We start from the raw sequence: 24852 nt of genomic DNA on the forward strand, positions 1-24852 counted from the left end.
GCCCGCTGCCCGGGGCGGCTGTGACTGCGGAACAAGCGGGAAATTTCTATGACTTGTGGCATCGCGGCAGCAACTCACTGCCAACTCCCCATGCCGGACGGACCGTTGCGGCATCATCGCGTCGAGCGCCGGACGCTCCGCTCATGACGCGAAGACGACGCGCAGCGAGCCTCCTGGCCGTCCTCGTCGCCGGCGCCGCCATGACACAGACGGCCTGCGGCGGTCGGACCCCGTCCGCCGGTCCGCCCGCGTCGTACGACGCTGCGGTGCGCTCCGACTCCCCGGCCCTCTATCTGCCACTCGGCGCCGGGAACGCCGTGAAGCGGTCCACGGCCGGACTCGAGGCCACCTACCATCACGCGCCCGGCGTCACCTCCATGCCCAACGGGGACCAAGCCCGCGTGTTCGACGGAACCTCGCAGTACGTGGAGGTCCCGGACGACGACCGGCTCTCCGTCACCACGACCGGTGAACTGACCGTGGAGGCGTGGATGCGGCCCGACACGCTCACCTTCCCGAGGACCGCGGGTTCCGGCTACGTCAACTGGCTCGGCAAGGTCTCCGCCAAGCAGGTCGGGGCCGAGTGGCTGGCCCGCATGTACTCGCGGGACAACACCGAGGTCCGCGCCAACCGCATCAGCGGATACGTCTTCAACCGGGGCGGCGGACTCGGTGCCGGGTCGTACTTCGAGGACCGGGTCAGGCCCGGCGAATGGATCCACTACGCGCTGGTCATCAGCATCCGGGACAAGAGCGATACGTATCCCACCGGATACGTCAAGATCTATAAGAACGGGGTGCTCCGCGACCAAGACGCCCTCGACGCATACGGCATCGCCCCCAGCAACACCGACGCCCCGCTGAGGATCGGTGCCGCCGACGCCACGTCGTACTTCAAGGGCGCGATCGGCAAAGTGGCCGTGTACGACTCCGAGGTCTCCCAGCCCCGGCTCGCGGCCCACTACGGCGCCATGGGCGCAGACCTCACGCGATCCGCCGCCGGAACCTGACGCCCGCCCGCGTCGCCGGAACCTGACACCGACCCGAAGGGATCCGCAGGGATGCGGTCGGCGTGCGTGGATGGTCGGTGACGCGTTCTCTGGACAGCCGGACTCCGCCGTGCTGTCATGTCCGCGGCGTTATTTCCAACGTTGTAGAAGTCCGCGGCGCCTTACGGCTCGGAGACAGCGTGGAACCGGATCCGGACGATCCGACGGGCGGATCCTGCGCAACCGGACAGAATGAGACAACGTTGTCGCACTGCGAGTAGGCCCCTTCGGGAAGGCAGGTCACCTGCATGTCAGTGAGCAGACGGAGAATCCTCGCCATGGGTTCCGGCGCGCTGGGCGCCGCGACCCTCGGAGGCGCGTTCGCGGGGGCCGCGGCCGCGGTGCCCCAGCCGCGAGCGGAGACGACACCGGCCGACGCGTTCCAGAAGCTGCCGCCCGGAAGTGTGGTCGCCCGTGGCTGGCTCGCCGGGCAGCTCCGGTTGCAACTCGCCGGTCTGTGCGGCACGTACGAGAATTTCTCGCACTTCCTCGACTTCTCCACGACCGGCTGGGCGCATCCCGAGCACGACGCCTGGGAGGAGGTGCCGTACTGGCTCCGTGGCTACATACCGCTGGCGATCGCCACGGGTGACCCGCACGCGCTGACCCGGTCGCGTGAGTGGGTGGACGCGATCCTCGCGACCCAGCAGAGCGACGGCTTCTTCGGGCCCCGCGGTTTACGCACGGCACTCAACGGCGGACCGGACTTCTGGCCCTTCCTGCCGCTCCTGCAAGCACTGCGGACGCACGAGGAATACACCCACGACCAGCGCATCGTGCCGTTCCTCGTCCGCTTCCTCCGCTACATGAACGCTCAGGGTCCGGGTGCCTTCAACGCGAGCTGGGTGTCCTACCGTTGGGGCGACGGCCTCGACATCGCCGTATGGCTCCACCGCCGTACCGGCGAGGCGTTCCTGCTCGATCTCGCCGCCAAGATGCACAGTTACGGCGTCGACTGGACCGGGGCCACCCCGAGCCGGCACAACGTGAACATCGCCCAGGGCTTCCGGGAGCCCGCTCAGTACGGGCGGCTGACCGGCTCCGCCGACCTCACCCGGGCCACGTACCAGGCCTACGATGCCGTGATGGGCGCCTACGGGCGTTTCCCCGGCGGCGGGCTCGCCGGTGACGAGAACTACCGCCCCGGTTTCGCGGACCCCCGGCAGGGCTTCGAGACCTGCGGCATCGTCGAATTCATGGCCAGCCATGAGCTGTTGACGCGGATCACCGGAGACCCGGTATGGGCGGACCGCTGTGAGGACCTGGCCTTCAACATGCTCCCGGCGTCCCTCGATCCCGACGGCAAGTCCGTTCACTACGTCACCAGTGCCAACAGCGTCGACCTCGACAACCGCCCCAAGACCCAGGGACAGTTCCAGAACGGCTTCGCCATGCAGGCGTTCCAGGCCGGCGTCGACCAGTACCGGTGCTGTCCCCACAACTACGGTATGGGCTGGCCCTACTTCACCGAGGAACTCTGGCTCGCGAGCGCCGACGGCGGCCTGGCCGCCGCGCTCTACGCCCCGAGCCGTGTGCGGGCCACGGTCGCCGGCGGAACGACGGTCACCGTCACCGAGGAAACGGGATATCCCTTCCAGGACACGATCACCCTTACCGTCTCCACGCCCCGTCCGGTGCGCTTCCCGCTGCAACTGCGCGTGCCCGGCTGGTGCAGAGGTCCCCAGCTACAGGTCAACGGTACGGCGGTCACCTCCTCGGACGGCCCGTCCTGGGCGCGGATCGACCGCACATGGCGCGACGGCGACGTCGTCCGCCTTCGGTTGCCTCAGAAGGCTCAACTGCGCTCGTGGCCCGGCCAGCACGGCGCGGTCAGCGTCGAACGGGGCCCTCTCACCTATTCGTTGAAGATCGGCGAACGCTACGACCGCTACGCGGGAGACGACAGGTTCCCCGCTTACGAGGTACACGCCACCACCGGATGGAACTACGGCCTCCTGCCGGAGACGTCCCTGACCCCGACGCAGACCGGCACCACCGTCCCGGACCAGCCCTTCACACCCGGCACCACGCCCGTGTCCATCGCGGCGCAGGCCCGGAGGATCCAGGAGTGGGTCGCGGACGACGAACACGTCGTCGCACCGTTGCAGGAATCTCCCGCCCGCAGCGACGCGCCGGTCGAGACGGTCACCCTCATCCCCATGGGCGCCGCACGACTTCGCGTAACGTCGTTCCCCACGGCGGCTCCCGACGGCAGAACCTGGACGCCGGAGCCGCCCTTCCGCCGACTCGCCAACAAGAACAGCGGCAAGGTCCTGGCCGTCGACGGGATGTCGACCGAGAACAGCGCGCGCGTGGTGCAGTTCGACAACACGGGGACGGGCGACCACGCCTGGCAGCTCATCGAGAGGGGCGACGGCTGGCATCTCATCCGCAACGGGAACAGCGGCAAGGTGCTCGGCGTCGACCACATGTCGATGGACGACAGCGCGATCGTCGTGCAGTTCGAGGACAACGGAACGGACGATCACCTGTGGGCGCTGGTCGACAACGGCGACGGCTGGTACCGCATCCGGAACAAGAACAGCGGGAAAGTCCTCGGGGTGGACCGTATGTCCACCGGCAACAGCGCGCAGGTGGTCCAGTACGACGACAACGGAACGGCCGACCACCTGTGGCGCTTTCTGTGAACGCCTGAGCCCGACGTGAACGCCTGAAGCCGACGTGAATGCCTGAGCCCGGCGCGGCGACGGATCGGCGGCGCGGTGTCCGGCCCGCCACCTATCGGGCCCCGCACCAGTGGCCCTTCCGCGCCTCGGTCCGAGCAGAGACCAGCCCGCGCAGGCGCTGACGCGCGACGGGGACCCGGCCGGCGGCCAGGTCCCCGTCGACGCGCGCAAGGGTGTCTCTCAGTGGCATGGGCCGATGATCGACTGCCGGGGCGACCGGCGTCGACTGCTTTTGGCGTTCGGTGCAGCGCACTGTCAGGATCGTCACCCATGGGAATCGACATAACGTCGGCTGAAGTGGCCGACTTTCACCAGGTGCTGACCGATCACTCCCGCTATTGGGGCGGACGGGACCTTCGCTCGCTGCATATTCTGGCACTGGTGCAGGAATTTGGTTCCACCTGCTTGGTCGCCCGTTCCGGGGACGGGATCCGCGGGTACGTCTTCGGGTTCGTCACCCCGGACGCCACCGGTTACGTGCATCTGATCGCCACACGGGACGACACCCGTGGCAGCGGTCTCGGACGCCGCCTGTACGGGGCCTTCGCCGAAGCGGCCGAACGCCAGGGTGCGCGGCGGCTGAAGGCGATCACGTTCGTCGGGAACGCCGGCTCGATCGCCTTCCATCGCCGTGTCGGTTTCGACGTGAGCGTCATCGACGACTACAACGGGCCCGGTCGCCCCATGGCTGTCTTCCGACGCGATCTGCCGCTTCCCTCCGTCGGCCTCCCGCATCGGTGACGTCCCCCTCCGCGTCATTCGGATGAGGGGTGTGCGCTGTGCCGCCGAGGGGCCCGGCGTTCTTCACATCGCCGGCTCCGAAGGGTGGATCAGGACGCCCGCGTGACCCGGTTGAAGAGCCGGCCGGCGATGTCGACGCCTGTGACCGTTCCGTCGGCGTCGTGGGAGAAGCAGCCGCGCTGTCCCGCGAGGCCTCCTTCGGTGATGACGTACTCGTCGCTGTCGCTGTCGCAGGGAAGGAACCCGATGGCCGCGGCCGGGTGGTCCGGAGGCATCTCCTCATCGGACACCGCGGCGGTCACGGAGTACGCCGGAGCACCCGACAACTCATTCGAGTTCGGGCTGCGCTCCCTTCTCGACGGTTTCGAGGCCCGCCTGGCGGCCGACCGCTTGGACGCGGGCGTTGATGAGTCCTGAGCCTCGAGCCCTGGTCGCCGACGGCCGGGGCGCGGTGACGCTGTCGAGCGCGACGCGTCCCGGGGCTTCGACGAGGTTCGGTGGCCCGGGCCCGTGCGCCGAGTTCCGGTGGCTGGGTGGTCTCGCCTGGAAGTCCTTCGGGGGTTGGTCATTCGGTCTTGCCTGTGGCAGTGGTTGCTGTGCGACCGGCCGCTGATCACCGCGGCTCGCCGCGCTCGGCAGCTGTGAGATCGAGCTCGAACTCGAAGTACGCATCAACGCCGCGCTCAACGTCGGCCCGCCACGTCCGAGATCGCCGAAGTGCTGCTGCACTCGGCCGTCTGCTGCGCGATGTCACGGTCCGTCAACGCCACCTTCGTCGCCAAGAAGGTCTTTGCCGAGCGTGAACTGCTCCCGGGGTCACCCCGGTGCCGGGCTTCGGGCGTCGGTGTCCTGCCCTGCCCTGCCGAGGCCAGGCGGCGGGGCAGGACGCCACGGCGCGGTGGGCGGGTCAGCCGAGCGAGACCAGACGCGCGCCCCCGTCGGTCTCGATGATGGTGCCGGTGAGGTTGGCGTTGGTGGCGGCCAGGGCCACCACCTCGGCGATCTCCTGTGCCGAGGCGATGTGGCGGACCGGCAGAGTGGCGGCCGTGTGTGCGAAGTACTCGCGCTTGGCGTCTTCCGGCAGGCCGTTCCACCAGGGCGTGTCGACGAGCCCGGGAGAGACGGCGTTCACTCGTATCGGAGCGAGTTCCACGGCCAGCGGCTTGACCAGGGCCTCGACGGCGCCGTTGAGGGCGGCGATGCCGGCGGTTCCTGGCATGCCGGTCCGCGCGGTGATGGCGCTGAGCAGGGTGATGGACCCGTCCGGTGTGAGGTGCGGTAGGACCGCCTGGATCGTGGTGACGTGGGGCCAGAACTTGGCCTCGAACGCGCGTCGCAGCATCGTCAGGTCGAGATCGGCTACCGGCCCCGGCCCTTCGCTTCCGCCGGCCGCCAGGACCAGCCAGTCGAGGCTGCCGGTCGCCTCGGCGAGTGCGTTCATCTCGTCAGGGTTTCCGGCGTCGGCCCGGTGCCCGACCAGTTCGGCGTCGGTGTCGGCAAGGGCATCGAGGCGCTCCTTGTCGCGGCCGGCGATGTGCACCGTGGCGCCACGTGCCTGGAGCAGGCGGGCCGTTGCGAGCCCGATGCCAGACGTTCCCCCGACCACGAGGGCAGTGCGCTGGGACATGGCGCCTCCTTATTTCGAACCGCTGCGTCTCGAATTAAGCTAGCCTCCATGGTCATGGACAAGCAACCCCCCTCGGAGTCGCGCCCGGGACGCAAGCGCAGCGAGGAGAGCCGGATGGCGATCCTGGTCGCGGCGTTCGAACTGGTCGGCGAGGTCGGCTACGCGGGCCTGACGATCGAAGGAATCGCCAACCGCGCCGGATGCGGCAAACAGACGATCTACCGCTGGTGGCCCTCCAGGGCCCACGTTCTCCTCGAAGCACTCGCGGTGAAAGCCGATCTGTACGTCACGAACGCCGACCACGGCTCCTATACCGACGACGTACGGGCTTTCCTGGGGGACACGTTCCGGCTCGGACGCCAGCAGCGTGTCGTCGACATCCTGCGCGTCCTGATGGCGGAGGCCCAGATCAACGAGGAGTTCGGCGAACTCTTCCGCGGTGCCTTTCTGCAGCGTCGGCGCGACGCCCTCCAGGTGGTCCTCGATCGGGCCCGGACACGGGGCGACCTGCCGCCCCGTCCTGCTGCGTCCACCGTCCTGGACATCGTGTTCGGCACCTTGTGGTACCGCCTCCTGGCCACGCGCCAGCCCGTGGGTGACGACCTCGTCGAGGACCTCACGGCCACCCTCACGCAGGCCGCACAACCCCCGACCAGCACAGCGATCGACCTGGGAGATCAGCGATGATCCCTTCCCGTACCATCCTCATCACCGGCGCCACCGACGGCCTCGGCCTGGCCCTGGCCGAACGCCTGGCAGCCGACGGCGCCGACCTGATCCTGCACGGTCGCAACCAGGCCAAACTCGACCGCATCGCAGGCCAGTTCGCGGCCCGCGGCGTATCCAGACCCCGGACCGTGACCGCGGACCTCGCCGACCTCGACCAGGTTCGCCGCATGGCCGCTGGGATTCGCGCATCGGTGGACCGACTCGACGTCCTGGTGAACAACGCCGGTATCGGCGGCGGGCAACCGGACGGCCGTACCCGCCGTACCAGCGCCGACGGCCACGAGCTGCGCTTCGCCGTCAACTACCTGGCCGGTTTCCTGCTCACCCTCGAACTCCTGCCGCTGCTGCGCGCGTCAGCGCCGGCCCGCATCGTCAACGTCGCCTCCATCGGCCAGCACTCGCTCGACTTCGAGAATCTGATGCTGGAGCGCGACTACGACGGCATCCGAGCCTACGGCCAGAGCAAGCTCGCCCAGATCGCGTTCGGCTTCGAACTCGCCGCACGCCTGCCCGCCGACGAGGTCACGGTCAACAGCCTGCACCCCGCAACCTATATGCCGACCAAGATCGTCCTCGCCGAGATCGGACACAGCATCGACACGCTGGAAGAAGGAGTGACTGCCACCCGCCGGCTCGTCACCGATCCGGCACTCGCCGGTACCACCGGACGCTTCTACGACCGCACCCGCGACGCACGCGCTCATCCCCAGGCATACGACAGCGAGGCCCGACTGCGCCTGTGGCAGGCGAGCCTGCAACTCACCAAAGCCGAGAGCCCCCTGTGGTGAGTGCCGCTGGAGCGGAAGGCCATGGGCAGGGCCGCCAACCTGCCCGACGCTCGCAGGACCAAAGGGCCGCAGACTACGGCCTGTCGTGATCCGCTTCTCGTGGCCGGCCCGTCTGCATGCCCGTCGCCGTAGCCCGTCCCATCGTCTTGACCGCCTCCGAGCGGCACCGACTGAAGAAGGCGGCCTACGGTCTCCGTCGCGCCGGCAGCTTGATCAATGCCCGAAGGACTTCCGGAGTCGACCGCTAAGGGCAGTCGTAGCGCTGTGTGAAGGGACGGCCGGGACAGGTGTGGCACTCGAAGAGATACACACCGCCGAGGTCACCCAGGACCAGGCCCGGACCCTGGTGGGGCGCATGGGCTTCCTCGATCGGGGTCCAGGCACGTCGGGACAGTGCGTCCGCCTCGGTGCTTTCCACGGTCAGGAGGTGTTCCATGCGACTCCCGCACTCCGCGCAGTCCGGCCACTTCGGGTCCTGACTCCAGCCGGGATATCCGACGAGTTTGGTGCCCGGCGCCGTGGAGAGGTGGCTCTGGTAGTCCCAGCCCGTTCTCTCGTCCAGGTCCAGAAACCTGAACTCGAGTTCATCCCAGAGGTCGTCGTCCAGGTCCCAGAAGGGATACTCCGTCACCGGCTCCGGATGGACAACGCACGGACGCGGCACGTAGTTCTCCCACTTCTCGACCGGACCCGGCGCCGCCGCCCGCACCTCGCCCACCGCGTCGGCCTCGCGCCATCGCACATGCGGAACGACCCAGCGACCGCCGCTGTGCTTCCTCGGGCACCACAGGACCTGGAGCAGATCGGACCCGTCGGGAAACGGGACGATGTCGGGAACGCTGCCCCGGTAGATCTGTACGACCGGGACCATCGGGGAACCCTCGTGCTCGGGACACAGGGGCCACGCTTCCTCGGCCGGCCACAGCAGTGGGCCACCCACCGAGCTGTCCCGGTACGTGGGTTCACCCGCACGCGGGTGGAGCCGCACGGTCTCTCTCCGGAGGGGCGCCACCTCGGGAAAGAGCTCTTCTACGTCCACAGGGCGGGGCGGGGTATGGCGGGCCACGCCGACAGACTACGGCGGCGCGGCGTGCCGCGGGCGGGAGTGCCGCTCAAGGGCCGGTGTGCCCGGGAGCCGGTCAGGACTGTGCGGACGTCAGGGAAGAGGCTTCCCAGGTGAAGCCGTCCGGGTCGGTGAACGTTGTGGCGGAGCTGGTGAGGGCGAGCCTGTGCGAGCCGCTGCCGTCGTCGGCGACGCCGAGGTCCTTGGCCAGCCCGGCACGCTTGTACAGCGCCAGCTTGAACTGGTCCGGTCCGTCCGCGGTGAACTCGGCGTACTTGCCGCCGAAGCTCTTCGCGACGGTCAGCCCCTGCTCGACGTAGAACCGCTTGCTCGCTTTCACGTCTGCGACGCCCAGCAGGAGCACTCGTTCGTCGATGGTGCCCGTGGCCGGGCCCGAGTCCTTCTTCGCCGAGGTCGCGACCTTCCAGATCGTTCCGTCCGGGGCCTGGACGACGCCGCCGTAGCCCCACAGGGACTTCGACACGGGCTTCAGTGAGGTGGCGCCGGCCGCGATGGCACCGTCGATGAGGCTCGCGACGTCGGCCGGCTGGGACACGGTGAGTGCCAGCGTGAATCCGCGGAAGCCGGCCGTCGGGGCCTCGGAGGTGCGCAGGCGCAGCCGGGAGCCGAGTCCGAAGGCGGTGGTGTAGAACTGCTCGGCGGCAGTCGTGTCGTCCACTTCGAGGGTGATGGATGCGATGGAAGTCATGCCGATCACGCTAGCCGCGGCTCGGTGGCGGTGGCTTCTTCGATCCTGCTCGATCCGGTCCTGTCGGACCCTGTCCTGTTCGATCCGGTCATCGTTGATCGGCCGCCTTCGTCCGTCGTGTCGTCCTGGCCGCCCTTCCGTCGGATTCAGGGTCCGGAGATGGCCTGGCTGGCGATGAGCTGTTGGTAGGGGGTGCAGCGCGCGAGGAGTGTGGGGTGGTTGCCGGTGTCGGTGACGGTGCCCTGATCGAGCATGATCACGTGCTCGGCGTGCTGCACGGTGGTGAGCCGGTGGGCGACGACGATGACCGCGCGGGTCGTCGCCAGCTTTTCGATGACGGTCCGGAAACGTTGTTCGTTGAGGCCGTCCAGTTGGCTGGTGGGTTCGTCGAGCAGCACGATGTCGGCGTCGGAGAGCAGGGCGCGGGCGAGGGCCATGCGTTGCCTCTGGCCGCCGGAGAGGTCGGTCTCGCGGCCGAGATGGGTGTCGAGTCCCTGGGGGAGGCGGGTGATGTCGTCGGTGAGTCCTACGGCGTCGAGGGCGGTGGTGAGTTCGGCGTCCGTGGCGGGGGTGGTGCGGCCGAGCTGGAGGTTCTCGCGGGCGGTGGCCTCCAGCAGGGTGAAGGCCTGGTCGACGTAGGTGATGCGGGTGCGGAGGGCGTCCAGGGGCCAGTGCCGCATGTCGTGACCCAGGACCGTGATGGTGCCCGAGGAGGGCCGGATGAACCGGTCGATGAGGGAGAGGGTGGTGGTCTTGCCGGCCCCCGACGCGCCCACGACGGCCGTGAGTCCGGTGCGGGCGGTGGCGAAGGAGATGCTCTGCAAGGTGGGCCGGCCGGCTCCGGCATGGGTGTAGGAGACGGAGTCGAAGGCGACGGCGGGTGCGTCGGGCAGGGGGGTGGGGGCGGCCTGGTCGTCGTCGGTGGGGTCGTTCTCCGGTGGCAGGAGCAGCAGGTCGTTGCAGCGGTCGCGGGCGGCCAGGCCGGACTGAAGCCGGCCGAGGCCGGTGGCCAGCGTGTTGACGGACGGGATGGCCTGCAGCAGGTAGAGGAGGAACGCGGCGAACGCGGCCGCGGTGATGTCGCCCGCGGCGAGGCGCGCGCCCCCGGTGAGGATCACGGCGATCATGGCGAGCTGGTTGCCGAGGGTGAGGACGGCGGGGATCAGCGTGCCCAGCCGGGCGCCTTCCAGGGAGACGGAGCGCAGCCGTTCGGCGTCCTCGGCGAGGGCGCGGGTGGCCAGCGGCTCGGCCCGGTTGGCCTTGATCGTGGTGAGGGCCTCCAGGTTCGCGGTGAAGCGCTGGGCGATGTGTCCGACGGCGTCCTGCTGGCCGGTCACGTTGGCCCGCATACGGCGCAGGACCAGCATCACCATGAGGGTCAGGACGGACAGGGCGACAAGGGTGACCACGGTGAGGACCCAGTCGATCCACAGCATCACGCCCAGGGTCGCCGCGATGGTCACGGTGGCCAGGGGCAACTGGCTGGCCACGTCCACGATCTGGCGCAGCAGCAGCGCGTCGGAGGTGATCCGGGCGGCGAGTTCGCCGGTGCCCTGGGTCCGGACGACGGGCAGGGGCAGCCGCAGCGCGTGTTCCATCAAGGTGATGCGCAGCCTGTACGCCATGCGTTCGCCGATGCGGGCGAGCAGGAAGCCGGAGCATGCCTGGGTGAGGGCACCGGCCGCGGCGGCGGCGCACATCAGGGTGATGTGACCCGTGAGTGGGTGATGGTCGGAGAAGTCGGTGATGACGTCCTGGAGGAAGAGGGGGAGGGCGAGGGTGGAGGCGGTGGCCGCGAGTGCGAGGAGCAGTGCGACGGTGAGGGGGCCGGGTTCGGCCGTCAGTTCACGGCGCAGCCGCAGTGGGCCCGTTGTGTGGAGAGCGTGGGGAGCAGGCTCGTCGGCCACGGGGAACCTCTCTGGTGGGCGAGGGGGCGTCGTCGTGTACGGCACGCACCCGGCGGAGGGAGGGGTTGCCGGGGCTGAGGCCGGCTGAACGTCGGGGCCGGGGTGGCGGAGTCGCGGAAGCCGGTCGGGTTCGCCGGGGGTGTGCGGTGGTGGTGGACGGGCTGCCTTGGGATGGGTCTGTGGGCTGTGCGGCCGTCCGGTGTTGTTGCGGGTACAGGCACTGATGGGCGACCGGCCGGGCCGCTGGTGGCGGCCCGGCCGACTGCGCTGCGTACGCCCCTTACGGGGCGGTGCCTGCTAGAGGCAGAGGAGCGTGCTCACGGTGCTGGTGCCGCAGTTGAGCACGCTCAGGGAGCTGGTGCTCGCGAGGGTGTCGTCGATCGGGGTGGCCTCGGTCTCGGGCAGGTCCATCGTCTGCAGGTCGAGGATCATCATGTCGGTTCTCCTTCATTCACTGACGGGTGGATCACCCGGCCGGGCGGCCGGGAGTCTGGGGTGCGCAACTCGGTTGATCCCGCTGCGCGTTGTGGTGACGTGGTCAGAGGTGGCCGATCGTGTGCCCGGCGGAGACAGGGCTGTGGCCGGCGGTGGGCGGAGCCGTTCGGGTCGCGCTCGTCGGTACGGGTCCGGCTCCGCCGGTCCAGGGGAGGAAGGGGGTGCCGGCCAGGGCGGTGCCCAGGGCCAGGAGCACTCCGGCGGAGCCGGTCGCCAGGTCCGCGGAGAGCCGCAGGAGCTGGTCGCCCGGGAAGGCGAGGTGGCCCTGGTACGAGATCTGGTGGAGGGCCAGGAGCCTGCGGTGGCGGTCCAGCGCGGTCTGGCGGTGGGCGGCCGCTTCCACGTCGTCCGGGGTGCGCGGGGGCGGGGAGTGCCGAACACCCGGAGGGTGCGGCTGGAGCCTGGTGAGGGCGAGGTAGCCGAGGAGCCCCGCGCGGCCGTTGAACAGGCCGGGCTGGATGATGAACTCGGGTTCGGCCGCGCGGCTGATCGGTGTCCGGTAGCGGGCCGTCGGACTGGCGGGATGATGGCCGAGGAGGGCGTCCAGAACCAGTCCGATGCCGGTGCTGCCGGTCTCGATGTAGGGCAGTACCCGGTACTCGTCGAGGACCTGGACGGTGCCGTCCGCCGCGGTGACACATCGCTCGAGGTCCAGTTCGAGCAGCGTCTGGGCCCGTTCGAGGAGAGCGTGATCGCCGGTGCGTTCGTAGAGGCGGACCAGGGCGAGGGCCGCACCGGACGCTCCGTTCATCAGGCCGGCCTTGCGGCGCCCGCTCGAAGGGCCCTCCTTCTCCAGTTCGTCGGCCGCGGCCTGCGCGTGCGTGAGGGCGGTGTCCAGCAGATGGGGGTCACCGGTGGCCGTGGCGAAGTGCGACAGGGTCAGGGCGATGCCGGCGAGGCCCGACGACAGGTCAGGGCCCGGCGGGCCGTCCGAGGTGGTGTGGGCGAGCCGTCGCAGCAGATCGAGTGCGGCGTCCCGTTCACCGAGGAGGTCGAGGGTGTAGGCCACGCCGTGTCCGCCGGTGTAGAGACCGGGCTGGGCCGGTCGGGTGCGGGCGGCGTCGATGAGCCACCGGACGTGTTCGCTGTCCGTTCCGGCGCCCGTGGCGTGGAGGGCGTACAGGACACCCGCCGCTCCGTGGGCGAGGCCCAGGCTGCCCTGGGTGAACTGGGCGATGTCGCCCGGGAAGAGCCGGTCGCCGCGGTGAGGGGTGGCCATGGCCCGGATGCCGGCCGCGAGCGAGTCGCGGATGGCCGGCCAGTCGGCCTGCGGCCCGCTGAGCAGGGCCTGTGTCTCGGCCCTGCGCAGGCCCAGTTCGGGCCTCGGGGTGCGGCCGTCCGAGGGGGAGGGGGCCAGCATGCGGCGGATCTCGGCGGTGTACCCGGGGGGCACGGGGAACCGGCGCTCGATGACGTCGGCGAGTTCGGTGCTCTTGCCCGCGTCCAGGGTGGGCAGTTGGGCGAGCGGCAGGAACAACCACAGGCGGATCGCGGCCAGTCCGTACAGGTCGATCTCCGGTCCGGTGTATCCCTTCGGCGCGGTGAAGCCCGCGGCGCCCAGCGCCGGACGCACGAAGGCGTCGACAGGGCTGGCGAGTTCGAAGTCGATGAAACAGATGTCGCCGCTCGGCCGGATGATCAGGTTGCGGGGGTGGAGGTCTCCGAAGACCACCCCGCGGGCATGCATGGCCTTCAGGATGTGCTCGATCCGGCCCACGATCCCGATCGCCTCGCGGGTGTACTCGGCGACCGTCGTGTCGTCGGCGTCCGGATGGATGAGCGGGTACTTCGCGGTCAGCCACTCGCTCAGTGACTGTCCCTCGATGAATTCCTGGACCAGGAAACGGTGTTCCCACACGGACAGCAGTTCGTGCAGTGCGGGGACCCCGGGCGAGCCGGCCAGGCGGGCCATCATGTCGTGTTCCTGCTGGAGCCGGGCGACGGCGTCGACCCCGCGCTGGTCAAGACCCGCGTGGGGGCGAGCCTCCTTGAGCACCACCTGCGGACTGTCCGCGTCCTTGCGGCCCAGGTAGACGCCGCCCGCGTTGGAGAAGTGCAGGACGCGTTCGACGGTGTAGGGGAGCGAGGGCGCCTGCGGGGCGTTGCGCTCGGCGATGGCGCCTTCGACGAATGCGGGTACGGGCGCCCAGCCGGGGACCGAGAAGCCGGCGCCACGGACATCGGGGACCAGCCGGCCGTCCGGGTCTTCGAGTGCCAGCACCCGCTGACCGGCGTCGTTGTGACAGTGGCGCTCGGCGAATCCCCCGTAGCGCAGATACAGCGGTCCCTCCCCCCAGCGCAGATCGCTGAGGATGTACGGGCCGCGGCGTCCGGCCAGCAGCGGTCCGAGGCCCTCCAGACACCGCCGCAGCCCGGCGTCGTCCACCGGGTAGAGCGTGCAGAACTTTCCGCTCGAACCACGCGGGGAGTACTTGGAGTTCTGCATCTGCAGGATGGGCAGCCCGCGCAGGAACTTGAACGTGATGTGCTCGCGCAGACAGTAGTCGTAGACCTGTTCCAGTACCGCCTCGGCGTCCTCCGCACACGAGGACACGTGGATCTTCCAGCCCTGCGGGGGCAGTTGCACGTCCTGGGGGCGTACCACCGCCCAGATCTCCAGGTCGCCGCGCTCCCAGCCGGCGGGCAGCGGCCGGCTGACGGCCGCGAACTCCTCCTGAGCGCCCCAGCGTCGGGGTGAGTCGTAGAAGATCGGGTCTGCGTAGGCATAGGCCTCGTACCGGTTGTCCATCGGACTTCTCCTCAGGGCAGGGACGTGTACAGGCGAGTCGGCGAAGGGGAGCGGAGATCCGACCGGCCTGGAGAGCGGGGAGCGGGGAGGTGCGCCGGCCCGGGGAGCGGGAGCGGGCTGCGCGTTTTCGGCTGGTGGCCGGAGCTCTTGGCGGGGCTGCGGCCACTCGAAGTATTGGGAAGGCGATACTTCGGCCACAACGGCGCGAAAGAAGGCTTTTCCTAAGATATTCGCCCCGGGCGTGATGTTGGGACCGCCCATCGCCGACAGCGCCGAGGCGTACACCGGATCACCGGACCGGCCCGGTGCGCCGAGCCGTCGCCGGCACGGTGAAGGCGGGCGCTGTCTCGCCGGGCCTGCGACCAGGAGTTTTCGCAGGAGTGAGTGGTGTCGGCCGTCCCGGTCAATTGGGCCCTGGGGGGCGGTTAGAACGGCATATGCCGGGCGGGGGGCGACACGGCGTATGACCCGCGCGTGCCCGCCGTTCCCTCGCGATGGATTTGTCGTACCACGCGAGAGATGGACAACCGCCTCCGCGGACCGCTCGGAAACCTCCGCGAGCCCGGCGAACAAGCCGCGAGGCGATGCCCCTCTGTCAGGAACTCGGGTCCGGCTTCGCCGAGTTGGCTGCGAAAGTCACGGATGCTTGCCGCGGATGCCATCGTGCGATCTCGACAGCACAGGCATCGGCCCCGGACCGCTGGAGGATGCGATCGAAGGCGGTTGGACGTGGTCGGACGCCCAACTCCAGAACAAAGCCGTGAAGTTGGGCGTTCGGTTGGTGATCGACGGCCGGTCCGACCTGGCGCCTGCGCGATGTACGCAGACGAAGTGAATGCCGATGACCAGCCGCCGTGGACCGATGAAAGCCGCGCGACGCGCGGCCCTCGTCACTGCTGCGGAGGCTGTGGCAGGCTCTGCCCGGCGTCGTCGATCCGCCCGGCGCGGATCGCCTGCTCCCGTGCCGCGGCCCTGTGGGCGGCCCAGAACTTCGACTGGATCTCGGCCATCGGCCCGCGCAGCGCTCGCAACGCCAGGCAGGACGCCAGTGCCAGGACGCCGGTCGGGATCGCGATGCCTCCGGCGATCTGCCAGGACAGCCGGGGGTCGGTCACCGAGCCGCCGACGATGACACAGAACCCCACCAGGATCCAGCCCAGCCGATAGCCGGAATCCACGCCCTCGGCGTCGCCGGCCAACGTCAGCCGGCCCGCGTTCACCAGCCCGTAGCCCACCAAGCACACCAGACCGGCCGGGATCAGCCCGATGAGCAGCAGCACCGGCATCGGGATCGGCGGGTCCTCGTGGTTGGTGGCCCAGATCAGCGACTCGATCACCACCCCGGCGACGAACACCACCAGGCCCAGCGCGCTCAGTACACCGCCGAGGATCCGCAGCCGCTTGCGCAGCACCGGGTCGGCGAGGGCGCCCATGTCCTCGCCCTGATACCGCCATGCGGCCAGGGCGCGCGCGACACCCGTGGCGATCGGGATCACGCCCAACACCACGCCGGCCGCCAGCAGCAGGGCGCCCAGCAGATAGTCGTGGTCGTAGAGCATGCCGATGCCGACGAACAGGGCGAGGGTGCCGAACGTCAGCATCGCCCGGTACAGGAACATGGGTGTGTACCTCCGTGAAGACCGCGGGAAGGCTCTGCACCCTACCGCTTGACGCGTGCCGGTCAGCCCTCGCGCGGCGTTCGTCTGACGGGTGCGCCGGCCCCGGTGTGTGGTAAGCCAGTTGAGGTGATCCAGGCGATGTCGCCGCACCAATTCGCTGCACGTGCCCGGAACTGTGGCTTCCACCACGGTGATTGTGATCTTGGTGTGGTGAGATCGTCGGATGCTCGGTTTCGTCCTGCGTCTCCTGCCGTTCTGGGTCCGTGAGCCTCTGCTCATCGTGGTCGGGTCGGTTTTCGGCGTACGCATCATGTATCTCGCCATCCGCGATCAGGAACTGGTCCCGGCCGGTATCGGTGCGGTGTTCCTCGTGTTCACCGCACTACGCGTCCACGAGGTGGTCCGGGCCCTGCGTGCCCGCCGGACTCCCACTCCGGCGGTCCCCGCGGCCGGGGTGGCGGTCGCTGCCGACGCCCCCGACCGGATCGCGGTCGGGCCGCGCCCTGGCCCGGTCACTCCGCGGAAGGACCACAACGCGTGGGGCCAGGCCGTCGCGGCCATAGCCTTGTTCGGGGCGCTCGGGGCCGCGCTGTGGCTGGGCCCCCGCGTGATGCCGTCCGACGTCAGCACCCCGCAGGCCGTCTCGTGTCCGGGCGCGGAGCAGGAGGAGCTGCCGAGGGTCTACAAGAAGACGCCCAGGACCGTCACCGGTGAAGAGCTGTGCAAGGCGCTCAACCGACCGGACCTGGCCAAGCTGCTCGGAACGCCGACGGAGACCGCGACCAGTGTTTCCGGCACCAACAACACCGCTCCCCTGACCGACGGCAAGGTGGCCGCGCCGGAGGCCGAGGTCGAGTTCGACACGTACACCGTGAATGTCTCGGCCACGTACAACCATCTGACGACCGGCCAGTACGTGAAGCTGATGAAGTACGGGACCGAGCAGAACATCAAGCCCCTCACGGTTCTCGGCCGGCCCGCGGTCTTCTCGTCGGACTACACCATGCAGATTCGGATCAGTGGTGGGAGCGGCAGTACCGGCGGTCCGGTCGAACGGGGTCCCCTGGCCAGGACCCTGACCGTGGCCCTCGACCGCAAGGACCGGGGCGGCTACTGCGACATCACCGTGTGGAGCGAGTCCGGAGCGCTCCCCGACGACAGCGCTCTCCTCGCCATCGCCGACAAGGTACTTCCGGCGATCCGTGAACGCTGATCGGTGAGACGCCCGGAGCTCCCCAGTGGCCGGCGGCAGGAGGTGCGGCCGGTCTCCATGCTCATGGGTGGGCAGGACATCGCCCATACATGTGTGCGCTACTATTTCGCCAGAGCCGGTCGGAGGAAGTCACTCCGGTTGGTGATGCGTCGGTGGTCCAAGGAAAGACGCCCCGCTTCCTGCGGGGAAATGCAGGTGCAAGGCCTGCCCGGCGCTCTGTCGAAACCCTGTTCCGCGGTGTGCGGGACAGGGTTTCTCGCTGTCCGGGGCCGGTCGGGGACTGGTCCGTGCCGGTGCCGGGCGACAAGGGGCCCGGCTGCCCTGGTGCTGTCAGACGGCACCACCCGGTGCCGAGGCGGCGAGCAGTGCCGTGCGTGCGGCCTCGCACAGTGCGTCGTCCTCCGGGACGGAGCGCCAGGTGCCGTGTCTCACGGGCCGTTCGTCGGCGTCGAGGAAGATCTTGAGGACGGGGCGCGCGGGAGCCGCGTCCGCGCCCATCTCCGCCAGCAGCCGCACTGTTTCGATGACCGCCGGATAGGCGCCGCCCCGTTCGGCGAACGGGGTGATGGCCCGGACGAGGGCAGGGACCACCTCGTCGGTCCGGCCGGTGATCCGCCACAGTGCCTCACCGGCGCGCAGCGGCAGCCAGCCCTGCGCGTGCCGGGTCAGGAGCTCACGCAACTGTCCGACGTACGGGACTGCCGCCGGGCCCAGTTCCGCCAGCAGCGTGGCGGCGCTTTCCTGGCCGTACGGCTCGCCGAGCCGGGGAAGGAGCAGTCGCAGTGCGGGCTCGCGGTCGCCGGTCAGCCGCCCGTAGGCGAGGGCCAGGCTGCGTGGTGCGAAGGGCTGGTCCGCCGGCGGGGCGTCGAGAAGGGCGCGCAGTCGCTCAGGAGATACGGCCTTCGACGCCTCCGGCCCGATCGCGGCGAGGGCGTCCAGCGCCCAGACCGCGGCGTCGGTGTCCAGGAGCGCGAGAAGTTCCGGGATCGCGGGGGCGGCCGAGGCACCCCACGACGTCAGCAACCGGCAGAGCGAACGGCGTTCGTCGAGACTGGAGGCGGCGGGGAGACGGGCCCGCAGCGGAGGCAGCAGCACGTCCGCGTGGGCGCCGAGATCCGCGGCGACCTCGTTCAGGCTCAGCTCGTACGTCCACCAGCCGTCGGCGTGGGACGAGTGGGAGGCGAACCCGTGTCGTTCTTCGGTCAGGCGCCGCACCAGGGGCGGGACGCACCGCGCGTCACCGAGTCGCGACAGCGCCCAGAGCGCGTGGGACCGGGTGGGCGGATGCGGTTCGCCCGCGTCCGTGCTCATGGCCGCCAGCGCGTCCGCCCAGGGGCGGGCGGCGCGCCCGCACATGCCGAGGACCCGGGCGGCGAAGAGCCGGTTGTCGGGTTCGGGATCGCCGAGGCGGCGGGCCACGGCCGGCAGCAGGTCGGCGACGGCGGAGCGCCGGCTGCTGAGCGACTGGGCCGCCACCCGCAGCGCTCCCGCGCGCACCACGGGGTCCCGGTGGGCGAGCAGTTCGCGGGTCGCGTCGGTCAGGGCGGTCCGGTCGTCTCCCAGCAGGCCGGCCGCCCAGACGACGGTCCCCGTGGTCGCGCCTTCCGGTCGCCACGTGGCCGGTTCGCTGTTGGACAGCACGTCGGACACGGTCCGTCCGCAGTCGCTGTCGGCCTGCCCCGGGAGCGCGCGGCGCAGGGCCTGCACGGCCGTCAGCCGTACGGAGGGCTCGGTGCCGTTCATCTGCGCCCGCAGCCAGTCGACGGAGGTGCCGCGCTGTTCACCGGTGTGGGCGGCCAGTGAGCCGACCGAGTCGATGAGCTGGAGCCGAGTCCGTGGCGCGGACTCGACGTCCCAGCGTGCCCGCAGCGCGGCGATCACCTCGTCGGCCCGCCGCCTGGCCTCGGCCAGACAGTGCGCGACGGCCGTACGGTGCTCCGCCACCGGGTCGTCGAGCAGTGGCAGCAGGTCCGTGACCGCCAGGTCCCACGCCTCGGGCCAGTCGGAGGTGACGAAGCGGGCTTGTGCGGTGTTTCCCGAGTGGGCCAGGGATTGTACGAGGTGGAGGAGATCGCCGCGGACGCCCGCGGCGACGGCCGGGTCCGCGGCGGCCGCGAGCACGTGGGGCAGCACGGCGGGTGCCGACGAATAGACTCCACCGCCCTGATGATGGACGTGCGTCAGCAGATCGTCGGCGGCTTCGGCGGCCGCCTCCGGCCGCCGGAGGTCCCGCAGCATGGCGGGCACGTCCTCGGCCGTCCCGTAGGCGTGCCTGAGGGCTGTCCAGTCCACGGCTTCGATCCGCGCGGGCGCCTCACTCATATCCGGCTCGCCTCGACCTGGTCCTCGACGGGGAAGACGTCACCGCAGTCCGGGCAGGTGGCCCGGCCGAAGAGGTACGTGATGCCGCGTGCGATGTCCTCGTGTCCGGTCTGTGCCGCGGTGCGGTGCAGGCGCGTGGGGAAGGGAGCGAGGGCGGCCGGATCGGCGGGCAGCAGGGCCGCCTTGGCCGGGTCGGACGTCACGTAGTCGCCGGCCGAGGCGAAGGTGCCCCGGTCGCCGAAGGCGATGAACAGTTCCCACGTGCACTTCGGGCACTCGATCTCGTACTCGTGCTGGTACAGGCCTTCCAACAGCCCCGTGCTCCAGACCCGTTCCCCCTCGAAGGCCAGGACGCACTGGAGGAGGTCCACGAACGCCACGGCGGACCCGCGCGCCGCGTCCAGCAGGCGGCGGGCCACCGGGAGGAGGACGGCGAGTTCTTCGGCGTAGCGCGCGCTGTGCTCGTCGTCGGCCGCCGACGCGATGAGGCCCGCCAGTTCGACGGCTTCGTCCGGTTCGCCGGGGGCGCGGCCGTCCGCGATCTCGGCCAGGTCGGGGAGGGCGACGGAGCTGCCGCTGCCGACGTACCCCTGATGGCACAAGTCGTCCCACAACTCGCTCCAGACCTGTCTGTCGTCCTCACCACCCAGACGTGCGAAAGCGGCGGCAAGATCGTCGGAAGGTATCGCGGTCATACCACCGGATCATGTCAGGACGCGGCTCGGGCTCGTACCGGAGGACGGGGTGGTGGGCCGTCGCGCGATGACGCATCCGACTGGGCCGTCGATGCGGTCGCCGACTACGTCGAGAATGTCCGGCCACGGTTCGGGTTCCCCGATCACCCGGCCCTGTGGATCACCGAGTGCAGGGGACGTCCGCAGCCTGGTTCCATCAACGATCGCGGCCGGCTCTGCCTGAAGGACCCCTCGGTGGAGGGCGGGCGTCGCTCGCCCTCCACCGACTCCGAAACGTCGCCAGGACTCCGGAGACGTGTACTTCGGGCCTGACTTCCGGGCCGGAGCCTCAGCTCCTGGTCAGGGTGCGGCCGAGAAGGGGCAGCAGGCGGTCCCAGTGAAGCTGCAGTGCGGCGGGGCTGAAGGCATCGGTGTCGGACATGGTGAAGCCGTGGATGGTGCCGGGGTAGATCTCGGAGGTGTAGCCGACGCCCGCCGTGTCCAGGGCCTGGTTGAGCTCGTCGAGGGCCTCGGGCGTCAAGTCGCTCTCGGCGTGGCCGAAGTGGACCTCGGCGGTGAGTTTGGAGAGGCTGTCGGGGCCGTCGGCTCCCACCGGGCCGTGGAATGCGGCGAGGGCGGCTACCTGGCCGGGGTGGGCCGCGGCGGTGCGCGTCGCCAGGAGGCCGCCGATGCAGTAACCGGTCACCGCGACCGGTCCGGCGCCGACCTCGGGCTGAGCGGTGAGGAACTCGAGATAGGAGTCGGCGTCGCTCAGGACACGTTCTGTGGTGTGCGCCTCGATCATGGGCATCAGCTGGGGGAAGAGCGTGGGCCGGACCTCTTCTCCGATGTGCTCGGGAAGTTCGATCACCGGTGTGGGGCCGTGCCTGTAGAAGAAGTTGGGGACGAGTACGTAGTACCCGTGCCCGGCCAGTTCGCGGGCCATCTCCCGCAGCACGGGCCGAATCCCGAAGGCGTCCGCGTACATCAGCACCCCCGGGTGCCGCCCGCCACCGTCGGGGAAGGTGGCCAACGCGTCGGCCTGTCCGTCCGCGGTGGGAATCTGCAGCGTCTTGGTGGGCATGAACTCTCCTGTCGTGGTTGACGTGCCGAGTCTGTGGTCAACACGATGGAGGCGGGGCCCGCGCAGCAGGGCAAGATCTTCGGTCCAACAGCGGGCCGACACCGGCCCGTACGGCGCTCAGGAGAGCACCGGGTCACCGAACCGTGTGTGGCGCAATGCCGTCCCGGTAGTCATGGCTGCACAACGTAGTCCACCGGATGAAGCCGATGCCAGCCCATCAGGAGACAGTGCTGGTCGCGAGAATGATCTCGGTCGACATCTCGGGATCCTGAACCCGGTCGACGCGCTGCCCGTGACAGGGATACCCGTCCTGCGGCTGCACGGTCGAGTCACCGCACTTCGAAACACTCCCTTGCCGAACGCTCCGGACGTGGCCGAAACCGGAGCCACTCTTCCGGTCCGGTTCGGCCATGTTCGTAGGCTCGCGAACGCGGAGATCTCCTCCACCCGCTCCCTTCCGTACCGCGGCTACTCACGCCCGATGGCGTGCCGAACCTCCGGTCAGGCGACCTGCGGTCACGCGACCTAGTAGTAATGGCGTCGCCCACCGACCTCGCGGCCGACCGCTCCCAGGATCCACAGCAGGACACCGACAGCGACCAGGATGATCCCGATGGTCCACAGGATTCCGATACCGGCGATGAGGCCGATGACAAGCAGGATGACTCCGAGGATGATCATGGCGTCCTCCGGTGGTGGGACGTCGTCTGCGGGCGTCCCTTCTTCCGCCGGGTTTCCTGCGTCGTGCGAGGCAAACACGGGATGGGTGTCAGCCGCTCGTCGGCCCGCACGCTCGCCGTTCTCTCCCGCGACTGTCATCGGCAGGCCGTAGGTCCGCAGACAATGAAGGCGCGTCGCATCCTGCGGAGCAAGGGAGGCAGCATGGCCGACAGCGGTCGCGGATATGTCAGGGACCGGCGTGGATGCCGTCATTGGGGCCCCCACGGCGCGGCGGGACTGCTCCTGCGCCAGGACGGCCGGTTCCTGCTCCAGCGTCGCTCCTGGCGGGTCCATCACGGCCGCACCTGGAGCACTCCGGGTGGCGCGCTGCACGCGGGTGAAAGCCCCTGGGACGGGGCCCGCCGGGAGTTCGCGGAGGAACTCGGCGGTGTTCCCGCACTCCGTCGGATCCACACCTTCGTCGACGATCACGGCGGCTGGGCCTACCACACCGTCGTCGCGGAGGTCACCGAGTCGTTCTCCCCGCGTCGTGGCGACGGCGAAGGCGCCGCCTACCGGTGGTGCGCCCCCGTGGAGATCGACTCGCTTCGTCTGCACCCCGGATTCGCGGCCACATGGCCGCTGCTGTCGGCCGGCCTGCACGGACTCTGACGACTCCCGGGAGCCGGGAACGCAGCCGGATCGGCGCACGGGTGCGTCGGTGACGTACGAGGGATTGGGGGAGCCGGGTCCAAAACCGGGGCACCCGCGGAACGGAACGGCTCGGGCGGACGTCTCCCTTGAGGAGACGGTTCCATCAACTGCCCCACCGGTGCCATGAGATGCCTCACCTGCGCATCGCGAGAGGATCGCGGCTGACCCGGCCGTCGATTTGTTAGATTGCGCAACTACGCAACCCGGACAGACGCGCGCTTCATCCGCCCGTAGACCGCAGTTCACGCTCGGCCGTAACTCCTGATGGCCGGAGCCGACGGGCCCGAGTGTTCATGGGAGTGGGAGATGAGCGACCCCTGGGACGGCTCGGGCGGCCAGGCGACACGCAACCGAACGTCGCGGGTTCCCGGGCAAGGCACGTCGCAGCCCGACGGAACCGGCCTTCCGGGCGACCGGTTCGCATCCAGAACGGCCTCCGGCTCGCACGGCGGCAGACGGACGCGCCGGGCGGGGCGCGGCAGGCGGGTGCTGAGGACCGCCGGGATATGTGTCGCACTCCTGGTGCTGGGCACGGCCGGGGTCGGCTGGTGGTTCTACGAGCACCTGAACGGCAACATCGACACCCTCCCCCTGGACGGCAAGGGCGGCGCGGAGAAGGCGGACGCCTTCGGTCGCACCCCGATCGACATCCTGGTGATGGGCTCGGACGGCCGTACCAGCAAGGCGGACTGCAAGCTCGGCGGCGGCTGCGCCCGGACCGGGGTGCAGACCGGCAGCAACGCCGATGTGCAGATGGTGGTGCACGTGTCCGCCGACCGATCCAACGCCACCGTGATGAGCATCCCGCGCGACACCATGACCCGTGTCCCCGCCTGCAAGGACAGTGAGACCGGAAAGTCGACGGCCGGCTACTACGGCCAGATCAACAGCGCTCTGCAGTACGGCCCGGCCTGCCAGGTGGCGACGGTTCACCAGCTCACCGGCATCCCGATCAGCCACTTCGTCAAACTCGACTTCTCCGGCGTGGTCAAGATGTCCGACGCCGTCGGCGGCGTCTCCGTGTGTGTCAACGACGACGTGTACGACACCTACTCGCACCTGAAACTGTCCGGGGGCAGCCACACGCTCAAGGGCGAGGCGGCGCTGCAGTTCGTCCGTTCCCGGCACGGCTTCGGCGACGGCAGCGACCTGGGCCGCACTGTTTCCCAGCACATCTTCCTCAGCGCGATGATCCGCAAGTTCAAGAGCGCGGGCACCCTCACCGACCCCAGCGCCGTGTACCACCTCGCGGACGCCGCCACCAAGGCCCTGACCGTGGACGAAGGCCTGGGCAGCGTGAAGAAGCTCATCGGGCTCGCGTCCGACCTGGACAAGGTTCCGACCAAGCGGATGACCTTCACGACGATGCAGACGGCACCCGACCCCGCCGACCGCAACCGTGTGGTGGTGGGCGCGGGCGCGAAGAGCCTGTTCGCGACGATCGCCGACGACAAGTCGCTGACCACCGGATCGGGCAAGAAGTCCGCGGCGGCCGCCGCGACCGCGAAGCCCACCGACACCACACCGGCCGTACCCGCCTCCGAGGTCGCCGTGACGGTGGAGAACGGCACCGGGATCACCGGCCGCGCCTCCGTGGTCGCGGCCGCTCTCACCGGGAAGGGCTTCAGCCCGAGGACGACCACGGCCAACGCCCCGGCCTCGGCCCCCACCACGACGCTCACCTACGGCACCGGACAGAAGGGCGAGGCACTGACGGCCGCCAAGGCCCTGGGGCTGTCCGCCTCGCATCTGAAGCAGGGCACCGGCCCGGGTCTGGTCCTGGTGGTCGGCAGCGACTGGTCCAGCGGCAGCACCTACCCCGGCGGCTCGTCGTCCGCCCCGGCCGACAGGAAGACCGCGGTCGCCGACGCCCACGCCTCCACCGCCGAGGCCAAGAAATGCGCCGACGTCAGCCCCTACAAGACGGTCAGCCTCAACGGAGTCCCCATGACTCCGGCACAGGCCTACGCGGCGGCGCGGAACAAGCCGGACTCCGACGAGTGATGCGGCCCGTGTGAAGCG

20 protein-coding genes and 2 pseudogenes are annotated in these 24852 nt (G+C 69.9%); 9 read left to right on the forward strand and 13 right to left on the reverse strand.

What is annotated here, in order from left to right; genetic code table 11:
- The first annotated feature begins 143 nt into the window (after positions 1 to 143).
- Both OG780_RS40570 and OG780_RS40575 read left to right on the forward strand, forming a co-directional pair.
- Entirely contained in the window at positions 144 to 1010 is an 867-nt protein-coding gene (locus OG780_RS40570; protein ID WP_328456858.1) for a LamG domain-containing protein, read from the forward strand.
- Between the two features lie 287 nt (positions 1011 to 1297).
- Entirely contained in the window at positions 1298 to 3697 is a 2400-nt protein-coding gene (locus tag OG780_RS40575) for a beta-L-arabinofuranosidase domain-containing protein (RefSeq protein ID WP_328456860.1), read from the forward strand.
- Between the two features lie 133 nt (positions 3698 to 3830).
- Here the strand turns inward: OG780_RS40575 and OG780_RS40580 are convergent.
- Positions 3831 to 3926, reverse strand: a pseudogene (locus OG780_RS40580) (DUF6584 family protein); the annotation flags it as partial.
- Between the two features lie 80 nt (positions 3927 to 4006).
- Here OG780_RS40580 and OG780_RS40585 point away from each other — a divergent pair.
- Positions 4007 to 4477 (forward strand): GNAT family N-acetyltransferase, encoded by a 471-nt coding sequence (locus OG780_RS40585; protein ID WP_328456862.1) that lies wholly within the window; start codon positions 4007 to 4009, stop codon positions 4475 to 4477.
- Positions 4478 to 4566: 89 nt separating this feature from the next.
- On the opposite strand, the gene OG780_RS40590 is transcribed toward OG780_RS40585, so the two are convergent.
- Positions 4567 to 4752, reverse strand: a complete 186-nt coding sequence (locus OG780_RS40590; RefSeq protein ID WP_328456864.1) for a hypothetical protein — start codon at positions 4750 to 4752, stop codon at positions 4567 to 4569.
- A gap of 347 nt (positions 4753 to 5099) precedes the next feature.
- Here OG780_RS40590 and OG780_RS40595 point away from each other — a divergent pair.
- A pseudogene (locus tag OG780_RS40595) lies at positions 5100 to 5290 on the forward strand (carboxymuconolactone decarboxylase family protein); the annotation flags it as partial.
- 94 nt (positions 5291 to 5384) lie between these two features.
- On the opposite strand, the gene OG780_RS40600 reads toward OG780_RS40595, so the two are convergent.
- Complete coding sequence (locus tag OG780_RS40600; protein WP_328456866.1) at positions 5385 to 6104, reverse strand: SDR family oxidoreductase; 720 nt, start codon at positions 6102 to 6104, stop codon at positions 5385 to 5387.
- A gap of 54 nt (positions 6105 to 6158) precedes the next feature.
- Here OG780_RS40600 and OG780_RS40605 point away from each other — a divergent pair, with 54 nt between their 5' ends.
- Positions 6159 to 6791 (forward strand): TetR/AcrR family transcriptional regulator, encoded by a 633-nt coding sequence (locus tag OG780_RS40605; RefSeq protein WP_328456867.1) that lies wholly within the window; start codon positions 6159 to 6161, stop codon positions 6789 to 6791.
- Positions 6788 to 7621: an SDR family NAD(P)-dependent oxidoreductase gene (locus tag OG780_RS40610; RefSeq protein ID WP_328456869.1), complete on the forward strand. Its 834-nt coding sequence runs from the start codon at positions 6788 to 6790 to the stop codon at positions 7619 to 7621. Before OG780_RS40605 ends, OG780_RS40610 begins: the two co-directional genes overlap by 4 nt.
- 244 nt (positions 7622 to 7865) lie before the next feature.
- Here the strand turns inward: OG780_RS40610 and OG780_RS40615 are convergent, their stop codons facing one another.
- The 6 genes from OG780_RS40615 to OG780_RS40640 all read right to left on the reverse strand — a co-directional run bounded on the left by OG780_RS40615 (position 7866) and on the right by OG780_RS40640 (position 16163).
- Entirely contained in the window at positions 7866 to 8561 is a 696-nt protein-coding gene (locus OG780_RS40615) for a DUF1963 domain-containing protein (RefSeq protein WP_328456871.1), read from the reverse strand.
- A gap of 199 nt (positions 8562 to 8760) precedes the next feature.
- Positions 8761 to 9393: a glyoxalase gene (locus OG780_RS40620; RefSeq protein WP_328456872.1), complete on the reverse strand. Its 633-nt coding sequence runs from the start codon at positions 9391 to 9393 to the stop codon at positions 8761 to 8763.
- 146 nt (positions 9394 to 9539) lie between these two features.
- Entirely contained in the window at positions 9540 to 11300 is a 1761-nt protein-coding gene (locus tag OG780_RS40625; RefSeq protein WP_328456873.1) for an ABC transporter ATP-binding protein, read from the reverse strand.
- 297 nt (positions 11301 to 11597) lie between these two features.
- On the reverse strand, positions 11598 to 11735 hold the full coding sequence (locus tag OG780_RS40630) for a SapB/AmfS family lanthipeptide (protein WP_328456874.1): 138 nt from the start codon (positions 11733 to 11735) through the stop codon (positions 11598 to 11600).
- 103 nt (positions 11736 to 11838) lie between these two features.
- A complete protein-coding gene (lanKC, locus tag OG780_RS40635; protein WP_328456875.1) occupies positions 11839 to 14544 on the reverse strand; it encodes a class III lanthionine synthetase LanKC in 2706 nt (901 codons plus the stop codon).
- A gap of 890 nt (positions 14545 to 15434) precedes the next feature.
- Positions 15435 to 16163, reverse strand: a complete 729-nt coding sequence (locus OG780_RS40640; RefSeq protein WP_328456876.1) for a hypothetical protein — start codon at positions 16161 to 16163, stop codon at positions 15435 to 15437.
- 223 nt (positions 16164 to 16386) lie between these two features.
- On the opposite strand from OG780_RS40640, the gene OG780_RS40645 reads away from it, so the two are divergent.
- Positions 16387 to 17376 carry a DUF6215 domain-containing protein gene (locus OG780_RS40645; RefSeq protein WP_328456877.1) on the forward strand — a complete coding sequence of 330 codons (990 nt, stop codon included), beginning with the start codon at positions 16387 to 16389 and terminating at the stop codon, positions 17374 to 17376.
- Positions 17377 to 17706: 330 nt separating this feature from the next.
- Here the strand turns inward: OG780_RS40645 and OG780_RS40650 are convergent, their stop codons facing one another.
- The 4 genes from OG780_RS40650 to OG780_RS40665 form a co-directional block, all read right to left on the reverse strand.
- The gene (locus tag OG780_RS40650; RefSeq protein ID WP_328456879.1) at positions 17707 to 19698 is read right to left on the reverse strand and encodes a HEAT repeat domain-containing protein; all 1992 of its coding nucleotides are present in this window, start codon (positions 19696 to 19698) and stop codon (positions 17707 to 17709) included.
- Positions 19695 to 20393 carry a hypothetical protein gene (locus OG780_RS40655; protein ID WP_328456881.1) on the reverse strand — a complete coding sequence of 233 codons (699 nt, stop codon included), beginning with the start codon at positions 20391 to 20393 and terminating at the stop codon, positions 19695 to 19697. The genes OG780_RS40650 and OG780_RS40655 overlap by 4 nt, the downstream gene beginning before the upstream one ends.
- Before the next feature lie 328 nt (positions 20394 to 20721).
- Positions 20722 to 21456: a dienelactone hydrolase family protein gene (locus tag OG780_RS40660; RefSeq protein WP_328456883.1), complete on the reverse strand. Its 735-nt coding sequence runs from the start codon at positions 21454 to 21456 to the stop codon at positions 20722 to 20724.
- A 525-nt stretch (positions 21457 to 21981) separates the two neighbouring features.
- Positions 21982 to 22137: a DUF6131 family protein gene (locus OG780_RS40665; RefSeq protein ID WP_328456884.1), complete on the reverse strand. Its 156-nt coding sequence runs from the start codon at positions 22135 to 22137 to the stop codon at positions 21982 to 21984.
- A gap of 201 nt (positions 22138 to 22338) precedes the next feature.
- Between OG780_RS40665 and OG780_RS40670 the strand changes: the two genes are divergently transcribed.
- Positions 22339 to 22788 carry an NUDIX hydrolase gene (locus OG780_RS40670; protein ID WP_328456886.1) on the forward strand — a complete coding sequence of 150 codons (450 nt, stop codon included), beginning with the start codon at positions 22339 to 22341 and terminating at the stop codon, positions 22786 to 22788.
- A gap of 348 nt (positions 22789 to 23136) precedes the next feature.
- Positions 23137 to 24834, forward strand: coding sequence for an LCP family protein (locus OG780_RS40675; protein WP_443062272.1), 1698 nt, complete (start codon positions 23137 to 23139; stop codon positions 24832 to 24834).
- Positions 24835 to 24852 lie beyond the last annotated feature (18 nt).

Origin of the sequence: Streptomyces sp. NBC_00386 (assembly GCF_036063235.1) — a bacterium.
Classification (GTDB): Bacteria; Actinomycetota; Actinomycetes; order Streptomycetales; family Streptomycetaceae; genus Streptomyces.